This window comes from Rhizobium sp. BK313 (assembly GCF_014193655.1).
Classification (GTDB): Bacteria; Pseudomonadota; Alphaproteobacteria; order Rhizobiales; family Rhizobiaceae; genus Rhizobium.
Window position 1 is genome coordinate 432,142 of the sequence record NZ_JACHZQ010000001.1, and the last position, 25,102, is coordinate 457,243.

Below are 25,102 nucleotides of genomic sequence, written 5' to 3' on the forward strand. Positions count from 1 at the left end.
ATATCCCCAAAATCGACAGGATACCCCGTAGCGGGTCCGTATTTGTCATCGCCAAGCCGCACACGATCGGTTAAGACGCGGGGCAAATGACGGGAAAGGAAGAGACGAAACCATGGACGCGAACAGCCATTCCCCCAAAGGCATGCCCGAGGCAGCGGTGAAATACCGCGCTTATCCGCAGATCAGCATTCCCGACCGCACCTGGCCTTCCAACACCATCACCAAGGCGCCAATCTGGTGTTCAGTCGACTTGCGCGACGGCAATCAGGCGCTGGTCGATCCGATGGGTCACGATCGCAAGGCCCGCATGTTCCATCTGTTGCTGGAAATGGGTTTCAAGGAAATCGAGATCGGCTTCCCCTCGGCATCGCAGACCGACTTTGATTTCGCCCGCTGGTGCATTGAGCATGGCAATGTGCCTGACGACGTATCGCTGCAGGTCCTGGTGCAGTGCCGGCCGGAGCTGATCACCCGCACCTTCGAGGCCCTGGAAGGCGCTAATAAGCCGATCGTACATTTCTATAATTCCACCAGCGAATTGCAGCGCCGCGTGGTGTTCGCCAAGGATGTGCAGGGTATCAAGGAGATCGCCGTCGATGCGGCCAAGATGATCACCGACATGGCGGCCAAGGCCGGTGGCGGCTACCGCTTCGAATATTCGCCGGAAAGCTTTACCGGCACCGAACTGGACGTGGCGCTGGAAATCTGCAACGCCGTCATCGAGGTTGTGAAGCCGACGTCGGACAACAAGCTGATCATCAACCTGCCGTCCACTGTCGAAATGGCGACGCCGAACATCTATGCCGACCAGATCGAATGGATGTGCCGCAATCTCGACAACAGGGAAAACCTGATCATCTCACTGCATCCGCACAATGACCGCGGCACAGGTGTCGCTGCTGCCGAATTGGCTCTGATGGCCGGTGCCGACCGCGTCGAAGGCACGTTGTTCGGCAATGGCGAGCGCACCGGCAATGTCGATGTCGTCACCATGGCGTTGAACATGTTCACGCAGGGCGTCGATCCCGAGCTTGATTGCTCCAACATCGAGCGCATGAAGGAAGTCTTCGAATATTCCAACCAGATGGCGATCGGCGAACGCCACCCTTACGTCGGCGAACTGGTCTACACGGCCTTTTCGGGTTCGCATCAGGATGCGATCAACAAGGGCATGAAGGCGGCGAAGGTCGCCAACCATCCGGTTTGGGAAGTGCCGTATCTGCCGATCGATCCGCAGGATGTCGGCCGCACCTACGAGGCGATCATCCGCATCAACTCGCAGTCGGGGAAGGGCGGCATCGCCTACATCATGCAGCAGGACTACGGGCTCAACCTGCCGCGCAATCTCCAAGTGGAATATCGCGAGGAGATCCAGCGCATCACCGACGAAGAAGGCAAGGAACTGCCGTCGAAGCGCATCTACGAGCACTTCATCGAGCGTTACGTGACCCAGTCCGGCGCCCGCATCCGCTTCGTCGATCACCATACCTTCGCCGATCCCGAGCATAAGGGACAGCGTGTCGTCGCCGCCGAAATTACCGACAATGGCGAGGTGAAACGCATCGAAGGCCGTGGCAACGGCCCGATCGATGGCTTCATCAATGCTCTCTCGATCTATCTCGGCATCCCGATGACGGTTGAGGATTATTCCGAGCATTCGTTGCAGCATGGCTCCAATGCTTCGGCTATCTCCTATGTCGAGACCTCCCATCCCGGCGGCAAGCTCTTCGGTGCCGGAATCAACACCAACATCGTTGCCGCTTCTCTCGAAGCGATCGTCTCGGCGGCGAACCGTGTGCTCGATACCCAGGCCAAGAAGGGCTGAATTTCAGCCGTATAGTCCGCTGAAGACAAAATCCCCTCGATATCGTCGAGGGGATTTTTTGTTTTGTTCGGCGCTTACTCGGCCATGATGGGATCGTCGTCGCCGATGAAGCCGCCGGATTGACGCGCCCACAAAGCGGCGTAGATGCCGTTTTGAGTTAGCAGCTCGCCATGCGTGCCGTCCTCAATGATCCGCCCTTCATCGAGAACGACGATGCGATCCATGCGCGCGATGGTCGACAAGCGATGGGCAATCGCGATGACAGTCTTGCCCTCCATGACGCGATAGAGCGTATCCTGGATAGCGGCTTCCACCTCCGAATCGAGCGCAGACGTTGCCTCATCGAGCACGAGGATCGGTGCGTCCTTCAGGATGGCGCGGGCAAGCGCGACGCGTTGCCTTTGTCCGCCTGATAGCTGGACTCCGCGTTCGCCGACATGCGCGTCGTAGCCGATGCGACCTTCGTGATCTCGGAGGGTGGCGATAAATCCGCTTGCTGCCGCCTTGTCCGCTGCCGCCACAATCGCGCTTTCGGAAAACCGAGGGTCGCCATGGGCGAGGTTGTCGCGAACCGAGCGGTGGAGCAGAGCAGCATCCTGGGTCACCATGCCGATCTGCCGGCGCAGGCTCTCCTGAACGATCCCACGGATATCCTGTCCGTCGATTTCGATGGAGCCCGCCTCCGGATCGAAGAACCGCAGCAGTAGATTGACGAGTGTCGACTTCCCGGTGCCGGAGCGCCCGACAAGGCCGACTTTTTCGCCCGGTGCGATCTGCAGTGAAACGCCGTCCAGACCGCCATTGCCCTTGCCGTAGTGATGCGTCACCTCTTTGAAGCTGATCGCGCCGCGATTGACCACGAGTTGGCGGGCATCAAGTTCATCCGTAATGGCAAGCGGCTGCGCCACGGTCAGCAGCGATTGCCGCATCGCGCCGAGGTGGCCGAACAGCGACGATACGGCGTCGAGCATCCACTCGGCCATGCCGGTGATGCGGAAGCTCAAGGCGAGCGAGGCCGCAATCAGACCGAGCGGTGCACCGCCGGCCTGCCACAGGATCACGGCATAGCCGACCAGCCCGACGATCAGAAAGCTGCCCAGGAACAGCATGCTGGAATTGACCATGACTTCGAGCTTCTGAACTCGCACGAATGTCTTGCGGGCGGCAGCGAAGCGCTCCCGCCCTTCGCGGTCTTCTTCGGCTGCGTTGGCGAAAAGCTTGATGATGTCGATATTGGCATAGGTGTCGACCAGCATGCCCGTGAGCGAGGCGTAGGCGCCTTGAAACTCCTCGGATGCCTTGCGCAGCCGCGGGATGACAAACGCCATCAAACCCAGATAGCAGCAGACCCAGATGAGCAATGGCCAGATGAGACGCAGATCGATCGAGGCCATGAGCCAGAGCGATCCGGCAACATAGATCGTGACGAAGGATAGCGTGTGCAATACCGCATAGGCCGCCCCGGTCGCGGAATTGCCGATGTCGCGCACCTGGCTGGCGATGCGCCCGGAAAAATCCTTGCGGAACCAGCCTACGGATTGCCGCAGAACATGGCGATGGGCCCGCCATCGGAAGAGCGTCTCGGCATTCGGCCGAAACGCGATGTCATCGAGGCTTTCCCTGAGATAGCCGGCGAGCGGCCGTCCGATCAGCACAAGGGCGGCGGCGGCCAGCAATTCGGTGCCGTGGGATGCCCAAAGTTGCTCCGGCCGAGCGGCTGCCAGAATGTCGACGAGCTGACTGGTATAGCCGATGAGCCAGATTTCGATGGCAGCGCCGATGATGGTCAGGGCAAGGCTCATTGCCATGACGAAGCGGAACGGGCGCAAGTTGCGCTTAAGATACCGCCATGTATCCGGCGGTGGGTTCAGATCATCATAATGTTGGAATGGATCGACGAGCTTTTCAAAGCGACGAAACATGAGTGCCCTCCAGGGGCGAGAGATGGCAATTTGATGGATGGGCTGAACAGGCAGCCCGTCACGGCACTGCTTTTCAGCGGTGGTTTCCTGTGCCGTGAGTTCTCATCAAACGCTCTCCATTGAAGTCGCTTGGCGGTTGTATAGCGCATGATGGCGTCGATGTCAGCAAAAATGGCGGATGAGCGCGATGACAAGGGCCCGAGGCGCAACTCCGTCTCTTCCCAGAAGAGGCGCGAACCAGCGACGCTAGACGACCTACTATTGGCCATTAGGCTATATTCCAGCGAGAATGATTGGCGTGATATTTTAAGCTCCCGGCAAACCTATTGGGGGGAACTCATGCCACGCCTTGCCAATCTGTATTTCAAGACAGCAATCATCTTTCTGATCATTGGAATTGGGATGGGCCTGAAAATGGCTATCACCGAGGATCACAGCGTCATCGGCGCCCATGCGCACACGAATCTTCTTGGCTGGGTTACCAGCGCGATATTCGGTGGTTACTATGCGTTGAACCCGCGCAAGGCGGAGAGGCGGCTGGCGATGATTCAATATTATATCTACACAGCCGGCGTCGCAGTCATGGTGCCGGCACTCTATCTCATGCTTCTCGGCAACATGGCGATGGAACCGGTCGTGGCAGCGGCATCGATAGTGACCTTCATCGGCGTGCTGCTGTTCGCCTTCATCATCTTTACAGGTGAGCAAGCTGCGACGACGGTTTCGCCGGCGCCGTCTCGCTAATCTTGCAACAAGAGGGGGGCGGGGCAACCAGCGCCCGCCGTTCTCTCGCGGTCAGGATTTCTGCTTGGAAAGCTCGTCGCGCCGCTTCATCAGGCGTTCGAGTTCTTCTTCCTGTTCTGCGATGCGCTCCGCCGCCAGCTCCTCGTCCGCTGCGCCGGAGTAGGCGGCGGCCTGCTCGATCAACTCGCGAAGATTTTCTCTTATTGCCGCGACGCGCTCGTCAATCTCCGGGATGGTCAGCAGAATGTCGGACATGGTCGATCTCCAGGGAATGCGCCCCGTCGGATGATGCCTCCGGGTACGATTGGCAGACGAATAGTATCCTTGGCTGGACCGAAGTCGCAAGTTTAACCAGCGGCAAACTCAAATTTCTGTCGATACCCGGTTGGCGATCTCATCCAGCATCGCATCGGAGGAGGGGCCGACGACGGCATAGGCGGTGCCGTTGCGATGCCAGGATACGATGCTCACGTCATCCTTGATGGTTTCGTCAAAATTGCCGTCGTCGGCGACGCTGTCATCCTTCATGAAACAGATGGCGACGACATCGCCGTCGAGGTCCTTGTAGATCAACTGGCCGGCCGGCTTGCCATCGGCGATGAACATGCGTGCGCCCTGAAAGACCAGCCCGTCGGCGGCGAGATCAGGTACATTGAATTTCACACCGACGGTGCCCGTCAGCCATTTGTTAATTTCGTCCGCTTCGGTTGCCTGCACTTCGACGATATGGTGCGGCTGATGCGAATAGATACGGTGATAGGCGGCGATATCGTCCAGCCATGTGCGGTTCGGCGCCGGTGCTGCCGGAGCGACAGCCGGTGCGCCTGCCGGCTGGATGCCGAAGAGATAGCCTATGCCACCGCCGACGACGAACAGGATAAGAGCCGCAGCGAGCGCCTGGCGACCGGTCGGAGCGAGCTTCAGGGATGGCCGGGAAAGGCGAGGGGCGGGTTCGCGCGCCTTCGGCGCCTGCGCACTTTTGATGGAGCGCACCAGTGCCAGCGGCACCGGCTCCTTCAGCACCTCGTCGAAAGCCTTGCGGCCGACATCGGAGCCGTGCTTCAGCTCATTGAAGATCCGTCGCGCTTCCGGATCGGAGGCAATGAGCCTCTCCAGCTCCTCTTTCTCCTCGCGGCTTGTCTCGCCATCCATAAAGGCGGACAAGCGAGCTTCGAGCGGCATCTTCTTCATATCCTGCAATGCTTAAAACCTTCGCGGCGAGCGGCTGTGACCTTGAGCGGCAAGGCGAAGGCGGGCGCTGGAAAGCCGCGACGCCACCGTCGACAAGGGGATGCCAAGAATATCGGCCGTCTGCTTGTAGCTGTGCCCTTCGACATCGACGAGCAGGAAGACACTGGCAAGTCCTTCGGGCAAAGATGTGACCATTTGATGCGCTTCGTTTGCTTCGACCGGATTCGTATGCGTACCCGGCGTTGCCAATTCGCCTTGCTCCAGCGCGCTGCCCTTGGTGGCAGGCCGCAGCCTGTGGCGCCGGGCCTCATCGACCCATTGATGGCGGGCCATGGTGTAGAGCCAGCTTTCCAGCCGGCCGTCATTGTTCCAGAGATGGAACTTCGCGATGCCGCGTTGACAAACGCTCTGCACGAGTTCGTCCGCCTCCGCCAGATCGCCGGTCAGCGTTACGGCGAAGCGCCGGAGCTTCGGGAGAAGGCCGACCAGATCGCGTCTGATGTCGATGGCTGCTACCGGCGTAGGCATTGTCTTTCCAGAGAGACGTTGGGGGTTGTCGAGCTGCAGGCATCCTCCGGCAAAAGATGGCTTTTCTTTCGGAAAAAGCTGACTGAGCCGAAGGATTGTTCTGTGTTGGTATGAACCATTTTCGTGCCGTTTCGCAAGTCTTCAAAAAAGCGGTTGTGCGCTTCCTTTCCACTTCTCACACGATCTTGAGAAACGGAGTGTCCGCGCCCGTCTCAATATCTGATTTGACCATTCAGCGATTGCAGCAGCGAACGATAGGCCCAGGTGTTTTCGCCGCCACGGTCGCGGATTTCGACAAGCTGCACGCGCGCCGCCTGGACATCGCCCTGTTCAAGCAGCGCCTGGCCCATATAGGAGCGTGCGAGAATGTAGTTCTCGTCGCGCTGCAAGGCTTTGCGATAATAGGTCATGCCGAGCTGCATGCGACCGGCCTTGCGGTTGGAATAACCGAGATAGTTGAGAATGCGGGGATCGTCCTGGTTCTTGGCGAGCTTCAGAACGGTGATGGCGTTGTCATATTGGCCGGCATAGGCGAACTCGCGCGCTGCCTGGAAAAGCTGGTCGTCGTTGAAACCGCTTTTCTGCGGTTTCACGCATGCCTTCTTTTCCTTATCCCAGACCTTGCCATCAGTGCATCTTGTCGTGGTTTTGCTCTTCGGCGGCGGAGCCGTCTCGTCGCTATCGGAGCCGGCGGCAAGGGCCTGCAGGCTGGCACCGAACAGAAATCCCACGGCAAGCGCCGTCACGGCAGAACTCTTCATCGCTACACCAAAGCCCATGGTATCCTCCCGAAATCACAGGAGGGAATTGTAGCTCCGGATATTCGAAAACGCTACCGAAACGACGGGGCGGCATTCACAAAATACCACAGATTATGACGCCAGGATGTCGATGCCTTGGGCTTGTACGTCGTCACCTCGTGCATTGAGGCTGAAGCGCTCGGCCTTGAGCTCCCAGGCGCCGGGACGGCCTGCTATGGTGAAGAGATTGTAAGCGGCAGCGGGCTTCAGCCCGCCAGGACCTTGCGAGGCCGATGCGATGCCCACGACGGGTACCGGACCGGTCTGCCCTCTCAGCCAATGCAGCGTATTGAGATGGGTGTGGCCGTGCAGGACCAGTTCGGCGCCGCCGGTCGAGACGACGGCGGCGAAGCGGCGGATGCCGATCATGCGCTTATAGAAGCTAGTGGCGCCGCGGATTGGCGGGTGATGGATCATCACCACGCGAAAGAGGCCGGCCTCGCCGGTAGCGCGCAACATATTCACCGTCTCACGTGCCTGTCTGGCCGAGTAGAAGCCGCTGGCCGCAAAGGGCGGCGTCGCCACCGCCGTCGAGCAGCCGATCAGCGCGACACGATCGCGAATGCGCAAATAAGGGAAAATGTGCCAGTCCTGCGGCCACTCCGCCGGCGCGTGGTCACCCTGGACATAGGGATACCAGGCGCGCATGGCCTTCTCGTAGGAGCCGGGCACATAGGCATCATGGTTGCCGGGCACGACGGAGGTGAAGGCGGGGTCACCGAGAGTCCTCAGCCATTCGGCCGCGGTGCGGATCTCGATGCCGCTGGCGAGATTGACGAGATCGCCAGTCACGGCAAGATGATCGGCCTGCTTTGACCTGATGTCGTCGAGCAGAACATCGAGCGTACCGCCAAAAAGATGCTTGCGCCGGTTCCGGTGCCAGTTCACAAATCCCGTAATGCGTTTGGAGGCCAGTTCTCTGATCGAAAGCCGTGGCAGGGGGCCCAGGTGAACGTCGGAAATATGCGCGAGCTTGAACATGGGATGAGACATAGCTCAATCTATTGTCAAAACAAATACATCGGATTTTCAGTAGCGGATCGCAACGGCGGAGCCGCGGCATGAACGACAGTCCTGCTTCCGACGAAGCCCGCACCTGGCGGGCCAAGCTTTTCAGTCGAATGCTCCACAGTTATTTCGTGCTCACCCGCAGTATGACCATGGGTGTGCGTGCGGCGTGTTTCGACAAGCAGGGGCGGATTTTCCTGGTGCGGCATTCGTATGTTGCCGGCTGGCATATGCCGGGTGGCGGTGTCGAGCGGCATGAGACGGTGGAGCAGGCGCTGGCGAAGGAATTGCGGGAGGAGGGCAATCTGGTGATATCAGGTCGACCGCAGCTCTTTCACGTCTATTTTAACAACCGTGCCAGCAAGCGCGATCATGTCGTCTTCTACCGTGTGGAGGTCGAACAGACCGCACCGCGCAGACCGGATCTCGAGATCGTTGAAAGCGGGTTCTTTCCGGTCGACGCCCTGCCGCCTGGAACGACCAAAGCAACCTACCGGCGACTGAAGGAACTGGAGGGCGACGCGCCGCCCTCGAGTTACTGGTAGACGTTGCTGCCTCAAGCGGCCTTTGCAAGCCGCTCCCGTGCGTGGGCGCGATCGAGATCGAGGTCGGGGCCGACAGGGACGATGCCGGTGGGGTTGATCGTCTTGTGACTGCGATAGTAGTGATCCTTGATGTGCGCGAGGTTAGTCGTCCCGGCGACGCCGGGGACCTGGTAAAGGTCGCGCAGATATCCAGGCAGGTTGCGATAGTCCTCGATGCGGCGGATATTGCATTTGAAATGGCCGACATAGACCGCATCGAAGCGGACGAGCGTGGTGAATAGCCGCCAATCGGCCTCGGTCAGCCGGTCGCCAAAGAGGTAGCGATTTCCTTCCAGGCGCTTATCGAGCATATCGAGGGTTTCGAACAGGCGGCGGACATTTTGCTCATAGGCCTCCTGGGTGGTGGCGAAGCCGGATTTGTAGACGCCGTTGTTGACCGTATCGTAGACGACCTCGTTCAGCGCATCGATGTCGCCGCTCAGGTCCACCGGATAAAAATCGTCCTTGGAGCCAGTCAGGCCGTCGAAAGCGCGGTTGAACATGCGGATGATTTCGGAGGATTCGTTGTTGACGATGGTACCGGTCTGCTTGTCCCAGAGGACGGGAACGGTGACGCGGCCGGAATAATGTGGATCGGCCTTGATGTAGACTTCCCAAAGCGCCTTTGCGCCGAAGAGATGATCGACGGTGCCGCCATCCCTGCCTTTGAACTCCCAGCCGTTTTCCAGCATCAGCGGATCGACTATGGAGACGGAGATCAGGGTCTCGAGTTTCTTCAGCTTGCGGACTATCAAGGTGCGGTGCGCCCAGGGGCAGGCGAGCGAGACGTAAAGATGGTACCGACCTGCCTCGGCCCTGAAGCCGCCCGTGCCACTCGGGCCTGGCGCGCCGTCCGCGGTGATCCAGTTGCGGAACTGCGAAGCTGCGCGCTTGAAATGGCCCTTGCTTTCCTTTGTATCGTACCAGATGTCATGCCAGACGCCGTCAACCAACATGCCCATTGCTTTATCCTTTGGAGATCCTGTCGAAAAACTTGACCTGGAAAATACGGTATGCGCGCGGAATATCGAGACGGCAAACGATGAACAGTGCGTCACAAACATGACCTTGAAAGTGCGAAGCGGTTTTCGGATGAGATCATGCTTGAACCGGTGACATGATCCCGACATGATCATGCTTCAACAAACAACCGCTCGCATTTTACATTGGACGGGCGGAAAATTTCCTGCTATCGGGCTTGTCACACTTTGAGGACCACTTGTCATGAAAGCAACCAGAAGCCTGCGACGACGCCGATGATCCCGAACGCTCGACAAGCGTTTTCGAGAGCCATCCCGTCTGTCTATCTGGTTTCTTTGGTCTAATGTACAAGCACGATCTGGTCTACCTCACCGAGGACGCGTCGCATGACGCTGTCATCGAACTCATCAACGAAGAAGCATTTGGTCCCGGCCGGTTTACCCGTGCCGCAGCGCGGATCCGCGAGCAGGGGCCGCATGACCGCTCGCTCTCCTTCATCTGCGCCGATGACGGCGAGACGATCGCTTCTGTCCGGATGACGCCGGTGCTGGCCGGTTCGGTCAAGGGGCATCTGCTGGGACCGCTCGCCGTCCGGCCGTCGCACAAGAACCAAGGTATCGGCCGCGAGCTCGTCCGGATCGCCGTCGAAGCGGCCAAGCGCCGGGGCTCGGAAGCCGTGATCCTAGTGGGCGATCCGCCTTACTACGGTCCGCTCGGCTTCGAGAAGGTTGCCTACAACGCGCTCGCCTTTCCGGGGCCGGTCGATCCAAACAGGGTTCTCGTCGTGCCGATTGCCGCCGATACGCATGCGCGGCTGAACGGGACGATTGCCTGGCGTGACGCGGCTGTCTCGGTTGTCGTCGATGAAGAGGATGACGACGAAGATTTGCCGATGACGGCAATCGCGGTCTAGCCATAGCGATTTCCACAGGCTCGGCTAGCCTGCCGCCTGCGTGCCTCTTCGCGCAGGCATTTTTTCATTTACCTGTCATATGGCCAACCTAGAGTTTTCCTGGTCCTAATTTAGGGCAGTTGCTAAACCTGGGGGTAGTGCAATGACCGGAAATCTCACGCAGAAAGATATATTCCCGACCAGTCAACTGGAAGAGGCCGATGGGGAAGGCCACAATCGTACCGACAATCCGACGATGGGGGAGATCATCGGACGTCGCTTTTCACGCCGCGGCTTCCTGCAGGGGTCGCTCGCTGTTTCCGCAATCGCTGCGACGGTGGGGCCGCTCGCGTTGGTGAGCGCGGAGAAGGCGCGTGCAGCCGGCGGCTCGGCTTTCGCTTTCAAGGAAGTCGAGGCCGGTGTCGATGCCGATCATCACGTCGCTGAAGGCTATGACGCCAATGTGCTGCTGCGCTGGGGCGACGCGCTCTTTGTCGATTCGCCTGCCTTTGATCCCAAGAACCAGACGGCCGAGGCCCAACGCCGCCAATTCGGCTACAACAATGATTATGTCGGCTATATCCCGCTGAACGGCTCCTCCGAGCATGGCCTGCTGGTGGTCAATCACGAATATACAAACCCGCATCTGATGTTTCCGGGCCTGGTGACGATCGCCGACGGCAAGATCAAGCAGGCGCCGCTCAGCCAGGCGCAGGTTGACATTGAAATGGCCGCGCACGGCGGCACCATCGTCGAGATCCGCAAGGTTGACGGCAAGTGGCAGGTGGTGCCGGACGGCCAATATAACCGCCGCATCACCGCGACGACCGAGATGCAGGTGACCGGCCCGGCCGCCGGCAGTGACCGGCTGAAGACATCGGCCGATGCGACCGGCACCAAGGTCATCGGCACGCTGAACAATTGTGCCGGCGGCGTGACGCCCTGGGGCACCTACATCATGGCCGAGGAAAACTTCCACGGTTATTTCTCCGGCAAGCTGCCGGAAGGTCATAAGGAAGCCGCCAACTACAAGCGTTACGGCGTACCGGAAGGCGGCTACGAGTGGGCAAATTTTTATGATCGTTTCGATCTTTCCAAGGAGCCGAACGAGCCGAACCGATACGGCTGGATCGTTGAAGTCGATGCCTTCGATCCGCAGTCGATCCCGAAGAAGCGCACCGCGCTCGGCCGCGTCAAGCATGAGGGTGCAGCCAATATCGTCTCCAAGGATGGACGCGTGGTCCTCTATCTCGGTGACGATGAACGCTTCGATTATGTCTATAAGTTCGTGACAGCGGCCACGTATAATGCGGCTGACCGCTCGGCCAATCTCGACTTGCTTGATAGCGGCACGCTTTATGTCGCCAAGTTCTCCGAGGACGGCACGCTGCAGTGGCTGCCGCTGAGCTTTGGCCAAGGCCCGCTGACGGCGGAAAACGGGTTTGCCAGCCAGGCTGACGTGCTGATTGAAACACGTCGCGCCGCCGACCTGCTCGGCGCGACCAAGATGGACCGGCCGGAGGACATCGAGCCTAATGCCGTCAACGGCAAGGTCTATGTCATGCTGACCAACAACACCAAGCGCAAACCGGAACAGATCGACACCGCCAATCCGCGCGCTGACAACGCTTTCGGTCATATCATCGAGATCAGCGAGGATGACGGCGCGTTTTCCGCGACTTCGGGTAAGTGGGAAGTGCTGCTGAAATGTGGCGATCCTTCCGTCGCCGATATCGGCGCCTCCTTCTCGACGGACACGACGAAGAACGGTTGGTTCGGCATGCCGGATAACTGTTCGATCGATGCCGCCGGCCGTCTCTGGGTGGCGACGGACGGCAACAACAACAAGGCGACCGGCCGAACCGACGGCCTCTGGGCCGTCGATACGGAAGGCGATGCGCGGGCAACGTCGAAACTGTTCTATCGCGTGCCTGTCGGTGCCGAGCTTTGCGGCCCTCTGTTCCTTCCCGATGATCAGACGGCGTTCGTTGCTGTACAGCACCCTGGCGATGGCGGCGATGACTGGTCCGGCCACGGCCGTCCATCCTACTATGAGGACCTGTCGACGCGCTGGCCCGACTTCAAGCCGGACATGCCTGTCCGCCCGGCAGTGGTGGCCATCACCAAGACCGGCGGCGGCAAGATTGCCGTCTAAAGCTCTGGAACAGAAGCAAAAAGTGTCGCCTCGCTACTATCAGCGGGGCGACAGCTTTTTCTGCAGAAAGAAACGGCTGCGGCCAATCGGAAATTCCGGTAGTTCGCCGAAGATGGCATAGCCCTGCCGCTGATAGGCGCGCAGCGCCTGCGGATTGAAGGTGTCGATCCAGGCGCCGTGGCAGCCACGGGCGATCGCTTCCGTCTCGGCCGCTTCCAGCAGCTTGCCGGCCGTGCCCTGGCCGCGCAGCGTTTCCGGCACGAACAGCCATTGGGTAAACAGCCAGCCCCAGCCCGTATAGCCGGAGATGCCGCCGATCGTCTTGCCGCTTTCGTCGCGGATCAGGACAGCGAGCGGGCGACGCCCTGAGGGGCCGATATCGGCGGCGTTATAGGCAGTCAGGCCCTCGCCGATCGCAGCAAGGTCACCTTCGGAGGGAGCATCCGTCAAATCAAATAGTGGCATGAAATTCACCGTCCTTCACGCCACCACATGGCGGAGAAGGCGAAGAGGAGGGCGGAAAGGCCGGCAAAGCCCGCAAAGAGAGGCAGCGTGTTGACGCCTTTCAGAACGGTCTCGTCGGTCATGCGGATAGTCAGACGCTGATCGTCGGCGATGCGCACCGCACCACGCACCGGCAGGATCGGCGGGACTGTGACACCACCGCCGGCACCGGCGACACGAGTGACGAGCCCCTTCGTCTTTTCCGCCAAAGGTTTCAGCGTTTCAGTGGTCGAGATCATTGCCTTGAATTCCGGCGCGTCGACGGCACCGACATGCACCAGCGTCGAGAGATTGCCGTCGGTGATCTGATAGAGGCCGATCTCGTCCATATGCTTCTCAGCCTGAAACAGACCCGGCTGCGTCTGTTTCAACTGCATGGTCTGTGTCTTCCCGGAGGGCGCCCTGATGGTGGCAGGGCCGGGATCGTCGCCGATCGTCTGGCGAGTGACTTCCAGCGTGCGGCCGGCGGCGCGCGCCGTCAGCGCCTCTTCTTCCAGAGCCGGCTCCTTCAGCAGCCAATGCGCAATACGGCGATAGAGCGACACATGCGGTCCGCCGCCTTCAAAGCCGCGCGCCCAGAGCCAGCCTTCGTCTGACAGCAGCATGGCGACGCGGCCCTGGCCGACGCGGTTCAGCACCAGCAGCGGATGATTGTCGGCGCCGACCATCACGGTCTGGCCTTGCGGCTTCTCGACATCGACGCTGCGGAACCAGCGGCCCCAATGCGGCGGCTCGGTGTCCGATCCGTCAAGACCGCGCGTGACCGGATGCTTGCGGCCCTGTTCCGACAGGCGCGGATAGAAGGGCTTCTCGATCATCTGGCCGGTCGGTTCGGCCGGGAGCACCGAGGAAAGCGGTGTTAACGCGATCGAATTGCCGGCCGCATGTTCGGGACCGGCGGCCACCAGCAACGCGCCGCCGTTTTCGACATATTGGGCCATGTAATCATAATAGATCGTCGGCAGAACGTTGGGGCGGTCCTGATAACGGTCGAAAATGATCAGGTCGAAAGAATTGATCTTGTCGACGAAGAGTTCGCGTGTTGGGAAAGCAATCAGCGACAACTCGTTGATCGGCGTACCATCCTGCTTATCCGGCGGACGCAGAATGGTGAAATGGACGAGGTCGACGGAGGCGTCTGATTTCAGGAGATTGCGCCAGGCGCGCTCGCCGGCATGCGGCTCGCCGGAAACGAGCAGCACGCGCATGTTCTGGCGGATGCCCTCGATCAGTTGAACCGTGCGGTTGTTGATGGGCGTCACTTCGCCCGGCACTTCGGCGACGGCGAACTCGAGCACGCTGTTGCCTGCGCGCGGCACCTTGAAGCTGAAGGGCGTGTCCTGGCCGGGCGTTGCCTGCAGCGTGGCAATCTCATCGCCGTTCATCCGGACGGTCACGGCTGCGGAGCCGCCCGGGCTCTTGCCGTCATCGACCACGCGTAGCACGAGCTGCTGTTCATCGTTGACGATGCCGAAGCGAGGCGCGCGCACCACCTCGATGCGCCGATCGAACTCGTCCGGCTTGCCCGTAATCAGACCGTGGATCGGCGCGTCGAAGCCGAGCGCCTGATTGACGCCGGGAATATCGTGGATCTGACCGTCGGTCAGGAAGATCGCGCCGCCGACACGGGCAGGCGGCACATCGGCGATCGCCGAGGAGAGTGCAGCGAAGAGCCGTGTTGAGGGCGACTCGGATTCGGCAGGTTCGCGCACCTCGACGATGCGAGGCTCGATGCGCGGGAATTGCGCCAGTCGGTCTTGAAGGGCCGCCAGAGCATCGTCGGTCATCTTGAGGCGCTCCGGCGTCTCTTGGCTCGGACTACGGTCGACGATGACGGGGACGATGGTGGAGAGCTGGTCGCGGTCCTCCTGCATCAGCACGGGATTGGCAAGGGCGGCCAGCAGGGCGAATGCCGCGAGCGCGCGGATCCAACTGCCGCGCATGCGCCGGTAGACCGCGAGCGCGGCGATGCCAAGCGTCAACACCGCAAGGGCGGCGAGAACTGGCCAGGGCAGGAAAGGGGCGAAACCGATATTCATCTCATTGCCCCAATCGTTCCAGGATGTCCGGAATATGCACCTGGTCGGACTTATAGTTACCGGTCAGCATGTACATCATGATGTTAACGCCGGTGCGATAGGCATATTCGCGCTGCGTCTCATCGGGCGGCACGGTCGGCAGCAGCGGCGAGCCATTGTCGTCGGTCGCCCAGGCGCCGGCGAAATCGTTGCCCGTGATCATGATCGGGGTCACGCCGTCCGAAGAGGCGACTGCGTTGCCGTCGCTGCGCGTATCCTGCCGCGCCTCGATCCAGAGCGGGCTGTCGGCGTAGCGGCCGGGAAAGCTGGACAGCAGATAGAAGGATTTCGTCAGTACGTGTCCTGACGGCACGGGCTCCAGCGCCGGAATGTCGAGATTGGCAAGGATCGCCTGCAGCCGTTGGCCGTTCGGGCTCGGCGTGGTGTTGTCGCCCATCGTGTCGATGGCGTCACGCGTATCGAAGAGCACGGTGCCGCCGTTGCGCATATAGGCGTCGATGCGGTTGATGGCGTCATTGGACGGCATCGGCGCGGTGGCGGAAATCGGCCAATAAATGATGGGGTAGAAGGCAAGCTCGTCCTTGGCGGGGTCCAGACCGATTGGTGGGCCAGGCTCCAGCGTCGTGCGATAGGTGAGGAAATCGGAGAGACCGGCAAGGCCGCGCTCGGAAATATGGTCGACGTCGGATTCGCCGGTGACGACATAGGCGAGATGCGTCTTGTCGAGCCTCGAATAGATCGTGTCGTCGCCGGGCTTGGAATCATCGGCCCAGGTGCTCGTCGGATGCAGGAAGGCGGCAACCGAGATTGCCAGCAACAGCACTGCGGCACCACCGGCGATCGTTTTCGTCGATCTCCTGAGGCGCGGGAAGGCACCATTCATAAAGAGTACGATCAGGCTGTCTGCCAAAAGCACAAGGAAGGCGATGGTGAACAGGATCGGCTTGGCCGACCAAGCCTCGCCGCCGATAAGACCCTCACGCGCGACCGACAGGCTCGCGCCGGAGGCATCCAGCGGCTTGAGCTCCGTGCCGTCGGACAGGACATTGAGCGCGGTAAAGCCTTCCTCCGAGCCGTAGAGGCCGGGCGGATTGTCGAAATTGGCAGCGATTGCGCCTTTGTTGTTCGGGTCGAGCGGACGGGCATTGCCGGTTTCGCTGGTCAGTACGCCTTTGGCGGTCAGCAGCCGGAACGGGGGCATGGCTTCGCTGGTTTTCGGCGCGCTTTCGGTCGAGGTGACGCCACCGGAACGAGACAATTGGACGATACGGCGGAGCATCTCGACGAAGTCGCCTGAGATCGGCAGATCGGACCATTCGGGTTCGGCGCTGACATGGAACAGCACGATGCGGCCGGCCTGCATCTGCTTTTCGGTCACCAGCGGCGTTCCGTCGGCAAGGCTTGCCCATGTGCGCTCGGCAAGATCGGGTGTCGGCTCAGCCAGCACCTGCCGCTTGATAAGGACGTCGGTCGGCTTCGGCATGCCGGCAAAGGGGCCGAAGGAGGGGAAATCGGCAAGGGGCTGCGGTTCGGCCCAGGAGAGCGCACCGCCGAAAGTACGTTCACCCTGGCGCAAGGTCACCGGCACCAACGGGTCATCGGCGGGAGCGGCGGCAAGGCGCGGCCCGGCGAAGCGCACCAGCGTGCCGCCGTTCTGGATCCATTGCTGCAGCGGCGCATAGCTTTCCTGCGGCAGGCGACCGACGTCGGCCATGATGATGACGGACGGATTGCCGGCGAGCAGCTCGGGGATCGACTTTGCCAAATCCGCGCTGTTCGGCTGGACCAGATCGGCATAGGGCTGCAAGGCGCGCTGGATGTAATAGAGCGGCGACAGGATCGGCTGGAATTCGTCGGCGGCCTGCCCGGACAGCAGCGCCACGCGGCGGCGCTTGAAACCGTCATCGAGCAGATGCACGGCGCCAGCGCTCGCGTGGCGGTCGATGCTGATGCGGGCAAAATCATTGCGCATCTCGAAGGGGGCGGCGATGGTGCCGGTCGCGACGGTCTGGCCGCCGCTGAAATTCAACGAACCAGCCGCGATCGGCCGCCCCTGGTTGTCCAGCGCGCTGAGCCCCAGCCGGAGCGGGCTGTTGCTGTTGAGCCGCGTCGCGGTGACGGTCATGTTGTCGGCGGCGTTGGTGGCGCCGGTGATTGCCAACACTTCGCTACCGTCGCCTTCGATCAGGCGCAAATCGCTGGGCTCCAAGGCGGCGAGCTGGTTGAGAATATCGTCCTTGTCCTTGCTTTCGACGCCATCGGAGAGGAAGGCGATCGTACCTGGCTTGGTGCCGTTCAAAGCTGCCTTGACCGCTTGGGCTGCGCGCTGGCGATCCGGCACCAGCGGCCTTGCATTGGCCGCATGCAGCTTGTCGCGGGCGGCGGTGGCAGCGCCGGGCGTGGTGTCGTTGCTGTGGTCTGCGGTGAAGGCGATGGAGACGGGGATGCCTTTGGCATCGGCATCGTCGATCAGCGCATCGGCGGTCTGCACGCGGCGATCCCAGTCGGTGGCGCTCGCCCAGCTATTGTCGATGAAGAGTACCAAAGGCCCGCTGCTCGACAGTGTATTGGTGCGCGGATTGAACATTGGATTGGCGATGGCGAGGATGACGAGAGCAGCAAGCACCATACGTAGCAGCGTCAACCACCACGGACTGCGCGCCGGCGTTTCCTCGCGCTTCAGAACCGTTGCCAGGATACGCAACGGCGGAAAGACTTCCGCCCTCGGATGCGGCGGCGTCAGGCGCAGCAACCACCAGATCGCTGGAAGCAGGATCAAAGCGCCGAGGATCGCCGGCGAGGCGAAAGCGAAGGAGAGACCGCTCATGGCTGCCCCCCAACTGTCGCTTTGGCCGGCATGCCGGAGAGATACATATGGACGGCGACCAGCGCCTCCGACGCCAGCCGGTCGGTGCGGTGGCTCACAAAGGTCCAGCCGAGATGACGCAGCGCCTGGCCTAGATTTTCGCGGCGAGCGAGATAGGCGCGGTGATAATCCTCGCGCAGGTTTTCCGCACGGCCTGCCACCAGCTTCGCGCCGCTTTCCGGATCGCTAAATTCGGTGCGGCCACTATAGGGGAAGACTTCCTCGGCCGGGTCGGCGACCTCGACCACATGGCCGCGCAATCCCCGGCGGGCAAGCGGCCCTATCCGGCCCATGACACTGTCGGCATCGTCCAGAAAATCGCCAATCAGCACGATGTCGCTCCAGCCGCGGATCATGGCGGTCTGCGGCAGGCCACCTTCGAGTGGAGTGTGCATCAGCGCCGCCGCAAGCCGTTCGGCGGCGTTGCGGGCGGAGACCGGCTCCATGATGCCGGGGCAGCCGATACGTTCGCCGGAACGGGCGAGGATTTCGGCCAGCGCCAGCATCAGCACCAGCGCGCGACCTTCCTTCGAGACATGGCTGTAGGTCGATTTGTACATCATCGACGGCGACATGTCGGCCCAGAGCCAGATCGTATGAGCCGCTTCCCATTCGTGGTCGCGGATATAGGTATGGTCGTCGCGGGCCGAGCGGCGCCAGTCGATACGCGACAGGCTTTCGCCCTCGCTATAGGGGCGGAACTGCCAGAAATTCTCTCCGATGCCGCGCTTGCGCCGGCCGTGCCAGCCGGCAATCACGGTATTGGCGATGCGCTTGGCTTCGACAAGGCAATCCGGCACGAGGGCGGCGCGGCTGCGGGCGCGGGAGAGGGCATCATTGCCTGGGGTCGGGCTGACGATCTGTCCGATGGATGCCACGCGTTATACTCTCCTCGACACCCGGGGTTACGATCTAGACTGCTTGATCAGCCCTGCGATAACATCTCGCACCGACATGCCTTCGGCGCGAGCCGCAAAGGTCAGCGCCATCCGATGCTCCAGCACGGGCTCGGCCAGCGCATGCACATCATCGAGCGACGGCGCAAGCCGGCCTTCATAGAGCGCACGAGCGCGGGCGCAGAGCATCATCGCCTGGCCGGCGCGCGGACCAGGACCCCAGGCGACGTGCTTGTCGGTCGCTTCATTGCCCTGACCGGGGCGGGCGGAACGCACTAAGGAGAGAATGGCGTCGACAACGCCATCGCTGACCGGCATCCGGCGGATCAGCTTCTGGATTTCCATCAATCGCTCGGCATCGATTACGGCGTGCGGCGTTGCTTCGCCGAGGCCCGTGGTTTCGAGCAGGATCTTGCGTTCGTCGGCAAGTTCCGGATAGTCGACGTCGACCTGCAGCAGGAAGCGGTCCAACTGCGCTTCCGGCAGCGGATAGGTGCCTTCCTGCTCCAGCGGGTTCTGGGTTGCCAGGACGTGGAACGGCGCAGGCAAATCGTAGCGCTGACCGGCAATGGTGACGTGATATTCCTGCATCGACTGCAGCAGCGCCGACTGGGTGCGCGGCGAAGCGCGGTTGATCTCGTCGGCCATCAGCAATTGCGCGAAGACCGGACCCTTGACGAAACGGAAGGAGCGACGGCCGCTTTCATCCTGGTCCATGACTTCCGAGCCGAGGATATCTGACGGCATCAGGTCCGGCGTGAACTGTACGCGGTTGGCGGCAAGGCCGAGGACGGCGCCGAGCGTAGTCACCAGCTTGGTCTTGGCAAGGCCCGGTACGCCGACAAGCAGCGCATGGCCGCCGGCCAGCACGGCAAGAAGCGTATTCTCAACGACGCTTTCCTGGCCGAAGATAACCTTCGAGACTTCGGCGCGAATGGAGGCGATATCGCTCAACGCCTGTTCGGCGGATGCGATGATGGCCTGGTCGTCGAGGCTCGTTTCGGTCGATTTGATCATGCCCATTTGCGTCTCCAACGGCTGAAAAACGGTACGCGCGATTCGCAGACCTTACACATTTGCCTCATAATCAATACAACTTATCGCCATGAAGATGGCTGACAAGCGCGTTTCGAATGACTATCTCGTGAGAAACGGTCGTAATCGTGACTAAGCACAAACCGGGACGGAAGAATGGCAACCGACGAAATCAGAGCGGCGAGCGATGCAGCCAGTCTGGCGGCGCTGATTTCGCGCGCCGCCGGCGATGCCGGCGGACGCAAGAAGAGCCTGCCGCCTGTCGACCGCTGGAATCCCCCGTTTTGCGGCGATATCGACATGGAAATCCGCGCCGACGGCACCTGGTTTTATATGGGAACGCCGATCGGCCGTGCGCCGCTGGTCAGGCTGTTTTCGACGGTGCTGCGCAGGGATGCGGATGAAAAGACCTATCTCGTCACGCCTGTGGAAAAGGTCGGCATCCGCGTCATCGACGCACCCTTTATTGCTGTCGAGATGAGCGTGACCGAACGTGACGGCAAACGCGTGCTAACGTTCCGCACCAATGTCGGCGATGTTGTCGAGGCGGGCAGGGAGCACCCGATCCGTTTCGTCATTCGCGGTGAGAATGATGAGTTGAAACCCTATCTGCATGTTCGTGGCCGGCTGGAAGCGCTGGTGACACGCGCCGTGATGTATGATCTCGTCGAACTCGGCGAGACCGTGGAGATTGCCGGGCGCGAGATGTTCTGCGTGCGCTCCGGGGGCACGATCTTTCCTGTCATGCCGGTTGCCGAATTGGATGCCTTGACGCGATGAGCGAGTACCCCCTTTATTCCGCCGCCGAATTCCGGCGCCGGGCGCTGAACCAGAGCGGCGGCCCGGTCGAGCTTGCCTGGCGCGACCATGGCGATCATGCGCTCAATCCGCATACCACCTCGCACGTCGAAGGCCTCAAGTTGCGTGATGCCGCGGTGCTGGTGCCCGTGGTGGACGATGGCGACGACGCCAATGTCATTTTCACCCTGCGCACCTCGACATTGCGCAAACATTCCGGCCAGATCGCTTTTCCCGGTGGCGCCATCGATCCCGAGGACACTTCGCCGGAAATGGCGGCAGTCCGTGAGGCGGGTGAAGAGATCGGGCTGGCGGATGTTTTCATCGAGCCGGTGGCACGGCTGCCGTTTTATCTGGCTGCGACCGGTTTCCGCATCACGCCAATCCTTGCGGTGGTCAAGCCCGGCTTCGAACTGGCGCTCAATCCGACCGAGGTGGAGGATGCATTCGAAGTGCCGCTCTCCTTCCTGATGGACCCTGGTCATCATGTGACCGACAGCATGGTCTGGCAGGGGATCGAGCGTCATTTCTACCGTATGCCATACGGTCCGCGTATGATCTGGGGCATCACCGCCGGCATTGTCCGCACGCTTTACGAAAGGCTCTATTCATGACCTCGGTGGCCGGTGAAACCTGGTTCCAGGACGGGGCGCTGCAGCGGGTGCTGGCGTTGTTGAACGCCGATGGCGGCGAGGGGCGTGTCGTTGGCGGAGCAGTGCGCAACAGCCTGTTGGGACTTCCTGTTGCCGATATCGATATTGCCACGACGCTGCTCCCCGAGGCTGTCGTCGAAAGGGCTGCTGCCGCTGGTGTCAAGGCGGTGCCAACGGGCATCGCGCATGGGACGGTGACGCTCGTCGTCGACGGAAAACCCTTCGAAATCACGACCTTGCGGCGAGATGTTGAAACGGACGGCCGCCGTGCCCTCGTGGCCTTCAGCGATGATTGGCAAGCCGATGCCGAACGGCGCGATCTTACGATCAACGCGCTCTATGCCTCGGCGGATGGCGAGGTCTTCGATATGGTCGGCGGGCTCGCCGATCTGGAACGCCGCAATATTCGCTTCATCGGCGACGCGGCGACGCGGATTGCCGAGGATCATCTGCGGATCCTGAGGTTCTTCCGCTTTTTCGCCTATTACGGCAGCGGCAGACCGGATGCGGACGGATTGCGCGCCTGCGCGGCAGCGCGGTCGAAAATAGCGATGCTTTCGGCGGAGCGTGTCTGGTCGGAGATGAAGAAGCTGCTCGCGGCCAAAGATCCGGGTCGCGCGCTACTCTGGATGCGACAGGTTGGAATTTTGACCGAGGTGCTGCCGGAGACGGAGAAATGGGGTATCGATGCCGTTCCGGCGCTTGTGGCCACGGAACAAGCACTCGGTTGGACGCCCGATCCGCTGCTGCGGTTGGCGGCCATCGTCCCACCGGATGCGGCGAGACTGGCAAAGCTTGCCGAGCGGCTGCGGCTGTCGAAGGCCGAGGCGGCCTATTTGCAGGATTGGGCGAATGCGCCCGGTATCAAGGATGATGTGTCTGAAGCGGCCTTGGATCGCTTGCTTTACCGCCATGATGCACCTGGCATTGGCGCCCGGTTGAAACTGGCGCTTGCCGTTGCACGGGGCAAGGCGGAAGGCGATTTCGAGGAGATGGCACGCACGGCGCGGCTGAGCAAGTTGCTGGAGCGGACGACGCGCTGGAAAAGACCCGTCTTTCCGGTCAATGGCGCAGATGCCTTGGCCGCGGGGCTCAGCGCAGGGCCTCGGGTCGGCGATATCCTGGGTAAACTCGAGCAACAATGGCTCGACAGCAATTTCGCGCTGAACCGGACGGCTCTTCTCGCCCGGCTCAAGGAGTTGATCGAGTCCCTATAGTCGTCGTCAGTTAATCAGGCGGCGTTCGCTTCATCGCGAATGCGGGCCTTGATATTGTCGATCATGTTTTCGCGGATGATTGTCTCGCCATGGGCACTACGCATGTGCTCGACGGCACGGCGAACCACTTCGGCATCGTCATTGGCGCGAGTGTGCCAGTCGCAACCAGGCACGAGGGTACCACATTCGAACAGTCGCATATCTGCCTCCTGATATTTCGACGCCACGTCATCTTTCATGCCGAACGGCATGAAGATCAAAACGCAAAAGATGGGGAAAGGTTTCGGATATCCGGCAGGGCCTCCACCCTGCCGGACGATGCTTCCCGGATATTAATCCGGCATGGCCCAGGCTTTGAAGCAATCCGAAGATTGATACTTCGGAATGGGCGTTTGTCTTGCCGGGCGGTCGGATACCATGCGAGCGACATCGCTTGGCGACTTGCCGGCCAATTGCATTCTGACCTGCTCAATGAAGCAGGAGAGTGGCAGATCCGACCCGCTTCTGATCCTCATATCCTCAGCCAGCCGGACCATGAACTCCGGCGTATCGACTGCGCGCGAAAGCTTTTGTTCATTCGCGTTTTCTGCCACTTGATTCTGTACTGCCATTACAACCTCCTCCGATTGAAACGAGCATTACCTAACCTAGGTACTCCTCCTAACGATTACAGGGTTTTTCTGATTATTTATCTTCGGCATGCTACGGCCAACGCACGACGGGAGGCAAGGACGATAAGATTGACTCTACGTTGCCGCCAGTCTTCAGCCCGAATATTGTACCCCTATCGTAAAGTAAATTGAACTCCACATAGCGCCCGCGACGAATTAATTGTTCGTCACGATCCTCTTCGGACCATACGTCATTGAAATTCGAGCGCACTATCCGCGGATAGACCATGGAAAATGCGCGCCCGACATCGCGTGTGAAGGCGAAATCGGCGTCCCAACCACCTGCCTCCTCCCCAGAATGCAGCCAGTCGAAGAAAATGCCGCCGATGCCTCGCGGTTCATTGCGATGCTTCAAATAGAAGTAATCGTCGCACCATGTCTTATAGCGCTGGTAGTCGGCAACTGTATGACGGTCGCAAACAATCTGCATCGCGCGGTGGAAGAGGGCGCTATCGGAATCCTCTTGCGTACGCCGCCGGTTGAGCATCGGTGTCAGGTCGGCACCACCGCCGAACCAATGGCTGGTCGTCACTACCATGCGCGTGTTCATATGCACGGTCGGCACATTCGGATTGACGGGATGAGCGATCAGCGACAGGCCGGAGGCCCAGAAGCGCGGATCTTCCTCGGCGCCTGGGATTTGGCCGCGGAAGTCGGGCGAGAATTCGCCGTAAACGGTGGAAGTATGGACTCCGACTTTTTCGAAGACACGGCCTTCCATAATCGACATGCGTCCGCCGCCGCCTTCACCGTTCTCCCTCAGCCAGTCCTTGGCGACGAAGCGTCCCGGCTCCTGGTCGGAGAGGGGGCCGACAAGCTCGTCTTCCAACTGCTCGAACTGGGCGCAGATCGCGTCGCGCAGGCTCTCAAACCAGCCCCGCGCAGCTTCCTTTTTCTCTTCGATGTCCTCGGGCAGTCCTTTGGGTAGTTCCGGTCGTTCCATGCATGCTCTCCGGCGGTGCGAGCGGCAGAGGCCCGCGATTCGATTCCTGATGTGAATATCAGCAACACTGCACCGTCACCAGCGTGCAGCTCCGTCGGAAAATCGACTCGCAAATTGCCAAATGCGGTATTATGTTCCCTCTCAAAGGCGAGGTTTCATCATGAAAATACCCGGACCGCCGCCCCTTGACGGGTTAAGACGCAGAATATCACGCTACCGGCAGGAAAAGCCCGCTGGTGGCGGCAAAGGTGATTTTGTCCGCGAGACCTTTTGTCTCAGCCGCCCGGAAGCCCGGGCCAAGGCGCGCGAGTGGTTCGATGAATTTCCGAAAGCCGCCTATTGGACCGAAGTCGAAAGCTGGCGGCAGGTCGAAGGCGATCGCATCGAATTCACCATGCGACGCCTACCGTCGGCGGATTGAATCGACCGATATATTCAGGCGGTCGAACGCTCGCAGTTGATCATCCATGGCACGCCGAATTTGTCGACTAGCATGCCGAAACGATCTGCCCAGAACGTTTCGGTGATCGGCATGGTGACCGTCCCACCCTCTTGCAATGCTGCAAACAACTTCTCCGCTTCATCTGCCTTGTTGACTTGAACGGAAACCGAGAAACCGTATTTTTTGCCGGTTTCGCCTGGCCTGCCGTCCGAGGCCATCAAAACAGCGTCGCCGACCGTCAGCCGCGCGTGCATGACCTTTTCGCGCCAGTGCTCCGGCATGTGGCTTGCCACATCCGGATGGCTGTAATCCATGACTGTGAGTTCACCGCCAAGGCATTGGCGGTAGAATTCAAAAGCCTGCCGGCAATCGCCATCGAAGATCAGATAGGCATTCAGACGCATGACG

At 60.7% G+C, this 25,102-nt stretch carries 25 protein-coding genes; 9 read left to right on the forward strand and 16 right to left on the reverse strand.

Annotated elements, in window-relative coordinates:
- The first annotated feature begins 112 nt into the window (after nt 1-112).
- Entirely contained in the window at nt 113-1,825 is a 1,713-nt protein-coding gene (leuA, locus tag FHT86_RS02025; RefSeq protein ID WP_133705204.1) for a 2-isopropylmalate synthase, read from the forward strand.
- 74 nt (nt 1,826-1,899) lie between these two features.
- Here the strand turns inward: leuA and FHT86_RS02030 are convergent, their stop codons facing one another.
- Nucleotides 1,900-3,747 (reverse strand): ABC transporter ATP-binding protein, encoded by a 1,848-nt coding sequence (locus FHT86_RS02030; protein ID WP_133705205.1) that lies wholly within the window; start codon nt 3,745-3,747, stop codon nt 1,900-1,902.
- Nucleotides 3,748-4,086: 339 nt separating this feature from the next.
- Here FHT86_RS02030 and FHT86_RS02035 point away from each other — a divergent pair, with 339 nt between their 5' ends.
- Complete coding sequence (locus tag FHT86_RS02035) at nt 4,087-4,491, forward strand: hypothetical protein (RefSeq protein WP_133705206.1); 405 nt, start codon at nt 4,087-4,089, stop codon at nt 4,489-4,491.
- Nucleotides 4,492-4,542: 51 nt separating this feature from the next.
- Here FHT86_RS02035 and FHT86_RS02040 read toward each other — a convergent pair whose 3' ends face one another.
- The 5 genes from FHT86_RS02040 to FHT86_RS02060 form a co-directional block, all read right to left on the reverse strand.
- Nucleotides 4,543-4,746, reverse strand: a complete 204-nt coding sequence (locus FHT86_RS02040) for a hypothetical protein (protein WP_133705207.1) — start codon at nt 4,744-4,746, stop codon at nt 4,543-4,545.
- A 108-nt stretch (nt 4,747-4,854) separates the two neighbouring features.
- On the reverse strand, nt 4,855-5,673 hold the full coding sequence (locus FHT86_RS02045) for an anti-sigma factor (RefSeq protein WP_133705208.1): 819 nt from the start codon (nt 5,671-5,673) through the stop codon (nt 4,855-4,857).
- 21 nt (nt 5,674-5,694) lie between these two features.
- A complete protein-coding gene (locus FHT86_RS02050; protein ID WP_133705209.1) occupies nt 5,695-6,210 on the reverse strand; it encodes an RNA polymerase sigma factor in 516 nt (171 codons plus the stop codon).
- 212 nt (nt 6,211-6,422) lie between these two features.
- Nucleotides 6,423-6,989, reverse strand: coding sequence for a tetratricopeptide repeat protein (locus FHT86_RS02055; RefSeq protein WP_133705210.1), 567 nt, complete (start codon nt 6,987-6,989; stop codon nt 6,423-6,425).
- 93 nt (nt 6,990-7,082) lie between these two features.
- Entirely contained in the window at nt 7,083-7,991 is a 909-nt protein-coding gene (locus FHT86_RS02060; RefSeq protein ID WP_133707043.1) for a metallophosphoesterase, read from the reverse strand.
- 80 nt (nt 7,992-8,071) lie between these two features.
- Here FHT86_RS02060 and FHT86_RS02065 point away from each other — a divergent pair, with 80 nt between their 5' ends.
- Nucleotides 8,072-8,563: an NUDIX domain-containing protein gene (locus tag FHT86_RS02065; protein WP_133705211.1), complete on the forward strand. Its 492-nt coding sequence runs from the start codon at nt 8,072-8,074 to the stop codon at nt 8,561-8,563.
- Nucleotides 8,564-8,574: 11 nt separating this feature from the next.
- On the opposite strand, the gene FHT86_RS02070 is transcribed toward FHT86_RS02065, so the two are convergent.
- Entirely contained in the window at nt 8,575-9,564 is a 990-nt protein-coding gene (locus tag FHT86_RS02070) for a glutathione S-transferase family protein (RefSeq protein WP_133705212.1), read from the reverse strand.
- Between the two features lie 362 nt (nt 9,565-9,926).
- Here FHT86_RS02070 and FHT86_RS02075 point away from each other — a divergent pair, with 362 nt between their 5' ends.
- The gene (locus FHT86_RS02075; RefSeq protein WP_133705213.1) at nt 9,927-10,496 is read left to right on the forward strand and encodes a GNAT family N-acetyltransferase; all 570 of its coding nucleotides are present in this window, start codon (nt 9,927-9,929) and stop codon (nt 10,494-10,496) included.
- A 142-nt stretch (nt 10,497-10,638) separates the two neighbouring features.
- On the forward strand, nt 10,639-12,630 hold the full coding sequence (locus FHT86_RS02080) for a PhoX family protein (RefSeq protein ID WP_133705214.1): 1,992 nt from the start codon (nt 10,639-10,641) through the stop codon (nt 12,628-12,630).
- A gap of 39 nt (nt 12,631-12,669) precedes the next feature.
- Here the strand turns inward: FHT86_RS02080 and FHT86_RS02085 are convergent, their stop codons facing one another.
- The 5 genes from FHT86_RS02085 to FHT86_RS02105 are packed head-to-tail and all read right to left on the reverse strand — an operon-like array spanning nt 12,670 to nt 19,958.
- Complete coding sequence (locus FHT86_RS02085) at nt 12,670-13,095, reverse strand: GNAT family N-acetyltransferase (RefSeq protein WP_133705215.1); 426 nt, start codon at nt 13,093-13,095, stop codon at nt 12,670-12,672.
- A gap of 5 nt (nt 13,096-13,100) precedes the next feature.
- On the reverse strand, nt 13,101-15,173 hold the full coding sequence (locus tag FHT86_RS02090; protein WP_133705216.1) for a hypothetical protein: 2,073 nt from the start codon (nt 15,171-15,173) through the stop codon (nt 13,101-13,103).
- Between the two features lies 1 nt (nt 15,174).
- The gene (locus FHT86_RS02095; RefSeq protein ID WP_133705217.1) at nt 15,175-18,000 is read right to left on the reverse strand and encodes a DUF4159 domain-containing protein; all 2,826 of its coding nucleotides are present in this window, start codon (nt 17,998-18,000) and stop codon (nt 15,175-15,177) included.
- Nucleotides 17,997-18,917 (reverse strand): DUF58 domain-containing protein, encoded by a 921-nt coding sequence (locus FHT86_RS02100; RefSeq protein ID WP_133705218.1) that lies wholly within the window; start codon nt 18,915-18,917, stop codon nt 17,997-17,999. Before FHT86_RS02100 ends, FHT86_RS02095 begins: the two co-directional genes overlap by 4 nt.
- Before the next feature lie 27 nt (nt 18,918-18,944).
- The gene (locus FHT86_RS02105; RefSeq protein WP_133705219.1) at nt 18,945-19,958 is read right to left on the reverse strand and encodes an AAA family ATPase; all 1,014 of its coding nucleotides are present in this window, start codon (nt 19,956-19,958) and stop codon (nt 18,945-18,947) included.
- Nucleotides 19,959-20,126: 168 nt separating this feature from the next.
- Between FHT86_RS02105 and FHT86_RS02110 the strand changes: the two genes are divergently transcribed.
- The 3 genes from FHT86_RS02110 to FHT86_RS02120 are packed head-to-tail and all read left to right on the forward strand — an operon-like array spanning nt 20,127 to nt 22,638.
- Nucleotides 20,127-20,750: a DUF1285 domain-containing protein gene (locus FHT86_RS02110; protein WP_133705220.1), complete on the forward strand. Its 624-nt coding sequence runs from the start codon at nt 20,127-20,129 to the stop codon at nt 20,748-20,750.
- Nucleotides 20,747-21,382, forward strand: coding sequence for an NUDIX hydrolase (locus FHT86_RS02115; protein WP_133705221.1), 636 nt, complete (start codon nt 20,747-20,749; stop codon nt 21,380-21,382). The genes FHT86_RS02110 and FHT86_RS02115 overlap by 4 nt, the downstream gene beginning before the upstream one ends.
- Nucleotides 21,379-22,638, forward strand: coding sequence for a CCA tRNA nucleotidyltransferase (locus FHT86_RS02120; protein WP_133705222.1), 1,260 nt, complete (start codon nt 21,379-21,381; stop codon nt 22,636-22,638). Before FHT86_RS02115 ends, FHT86_RS02120 begins: the two co-directional genes overlap by 4 nt.
- A 14-nt stretch (nt 22,639-22,652) precedes the next feature.
- On the opposite strand, the gene FHT86_RS02125 is transcribed toward FHT86_RS02120, so the two are convergent.
- From FHT86_RS02125 to hemF, 3 genes are all read right to left on the reverse strand, one after another.
- Nucleotides 22,653-22,838, reverse strand: a complete 186-nt coding sequence (locus tag FHT86_RS02125) for a DUF1059 domain-containing protein (RefSeq protein ID WP_133705223.1) — start codon at nt 22,836-22,838, stop codon at nt 22,653-22,655.
- Between the two features lie 132 nt (nt 22,839-22,970).
- Nucleotides 22,971-23,249, reverse strand: coding sequence for a hypothetical protein (locus FHT86_RS02130; protein ID WP_133705224.1), 279 nt, complete (start codon nt 23,247-23,249; stop codon nt 22,971-22,973).
- 91 nt (nt 23,250-23,340) lie between these two features.
- On the reverse strand, nt 23,341-24,252 hold the full coding sequence (gene hemF / locus FHT86_RS02135; RefSeq protein WP_133705225.1) for an oxygen-dependent coproporphyrinogen oxidase: 912 nt from the start codon (nt 24,250-24,252) through the stop codon (nt 23,341-23,343).
- 157 nt (nt 24,253-24,409) lie between these two features.
- On the opposite strand from hemF, the gene FHT86_RS02140 reads away from it, so the two are divergent.
- Nucleotides 24,410-24,673: a hypothetical protein gene (locus FHT86_RS02140; RefSeq protein ID WP_133707044.1), complete on the forward strand. Its 264-nt coding sequence runs from the start codon at nt 24,410-24,412 to the stop codon at nt 24,671-24,673.
- Nucleotides 24,674-24,687: 14 nt separating this feature from the next.
- Here the strand turns inward: FHT86_RS02140 and FHT86_RS02145 are convergent, their stop codons facing one another.
- Nucleotides 24,688-25,098, reverse strand: coding sequence for a VOC family protein (locus FHT86_RS02145; protein ID WP_133705226.1), 411 nt, complete (start codon nt 25,096-25,098; stop codon nt 24,688-24,690).
- Nucleotides 25,099-25,102 lie beyond the last annotated feature (4 nt).

Coding starts and splice junctions, on each gene's coding strand:
- FHT86_RS02145 (WP_133705226.1), bottom strand. CDS start 25,098: ATGCGTCTGAATGCCTATCTGATCTTCGATGGCGATTGCCGGCAGGCT.
- FHT86_RS02050 (WP_133705209.1), bottom strand. CDS start 6,210: ATGCCTACGCCGGTAGCAGCCATCGACATCAGACGCGATCTGGTCGGC.
- FHT86_RS02065 (WP_133705211.1), top strand. CDS start 8,072: ATGAACGACAGTCCTGCTTCCGACGAAGCCCGCACCTGGCGGGCCAAG.
- FHT86_RS02045 (WP_133705208.1), bottom strand. CDS start 5,673: ATGCCGCTCGAAGCTCGCTTGTCCGCCTTTATGGATGGCGAGACAAGC.
- FHT86_RS02035 (WP_133705206.1), top strand. CDS start 4,087: ATGCCACGCCTTGCCAATCTGTATTTCAAGACAGCAATCATCTTTCTG.
- leuA (WP_133705204.1), top strand. CDS start 113: ATGGACGCGAACAGCCATTCCCCCAAAGGCATGCCCGAGGCAGCGGTG.
- FHT86_RS02085 (WP_133705215.1), bottom strand. CDS start 13,095: ATGCCACTATTTGATTTGACGGATGCTCCCTCCGAAGGTGACCTTGCT.
- FHT86_RS02115 (WP_133705221.1), top strand. CDS start 20,747: ATGAGCGAGTACCCCCTTTATTCCGCCGCCGAATTCCGGCGCCGGGCG.
- FHT86_RS02120 (WP_133705222.1), top strand. CDS start 21,379: ATGACCTCGGTGGCCGGTGAAACCTGGTTCCAGGACGGGGCGCTGCAG.
- FHT86_RS02125 (WP_133705223.1), bottom strand. CDS start 22,838: ATGCGACTGTTCGAATGTGGTACCCTCGTGCCTGGTTGCGACTGGCAC.
- FHT86_RS02090 (WP_133705216.1), bottom strand. CDS start 15,173: ATGAATATCGGTTTCGCCCCTTTCCTGCCCTGGCCAGTTCTCGCCGCC.
- FHT86_RS02060 (WP_133707043.1), bottom strand. CDS start 7,991: ATGTTCAAGCTCGCGCATATTTCCGACGTTCACCTGGGCCCCCTGCCA.
- FHT86_RS02070 (WP_133705212.1), bottom strand. CDS start 9,564: ATGGGCATGTTGGTTGACGGCGTCTGGCATGACATCTGGTACGATACA.
- FHT86_RS02080 (WP_133705214.1), top strand. CDS start 10,639: ATGACCGGAAATCTCACGCAGAAAGATATATTCCCGACCAGTCAACTG.
- FHT86_RS02040 (WP_133705207.1), bottom strand. CDS start 4,746: ATGTCCGACATTCTGCTGACCATCCCGGAGATTGACGAGCGCGTCGCG.
- FHT86_RS02105 (WP_133705219.1), bottom strand. CDS start 19,958: ATGGGCATGATCAAATCGACCGAAACGAGCCTCGACGACCAGGCCATC.
- FHT86_RS02030 (WP_133705205.1), bottom strand. CDS start 3,747: ATGTTTCGTCGCTTTGAAAAGCTCGTCGATCCATTCCAACATTATGAT.
- FHT86_RS02075 (WP_133705213.1), top strand. CDS start 9,927: ATGTACAAGCACGATCTGGTCTACCTCACCGAGGACGCGTCGCATGAC.
- FHT86_RS02110 (WP_133705220.1), top strand. CDS start 20,127: ATGGCAACCGACGAAATCAGAGCGGCGAGCGATGCAGCCAGTCTGGCG.
- FHT86_RS02055 (WP_133705210.1), bottom strand. CDS start 6,989: ATGGGCTTTGGTGTAGCGATGAAGAGTTCTGCCGTGACGGCGCTTGCC.
- FHT86_RS02095 (WP_133705217.1), bottom strand. CDS start 18,000: ATGAGCGGTCTCTCCTTCGCTTTCGCCTCGCCGGCGATCCTCGGCGCT.
- hemF (WP_133705225.1), bottom strand. CDS start 24,252: ATGGAACGACCGGAACTACCCAAAGGACTGCCCGAGGACATCGAAGAG.
- FHT86_RS02130 (WP_133705224.1), bottom strand. CDS start 23,249: ATGGCAGTACAGAATCAAGTGGCAGAAAACGCGAATGAACAAAAGCTT.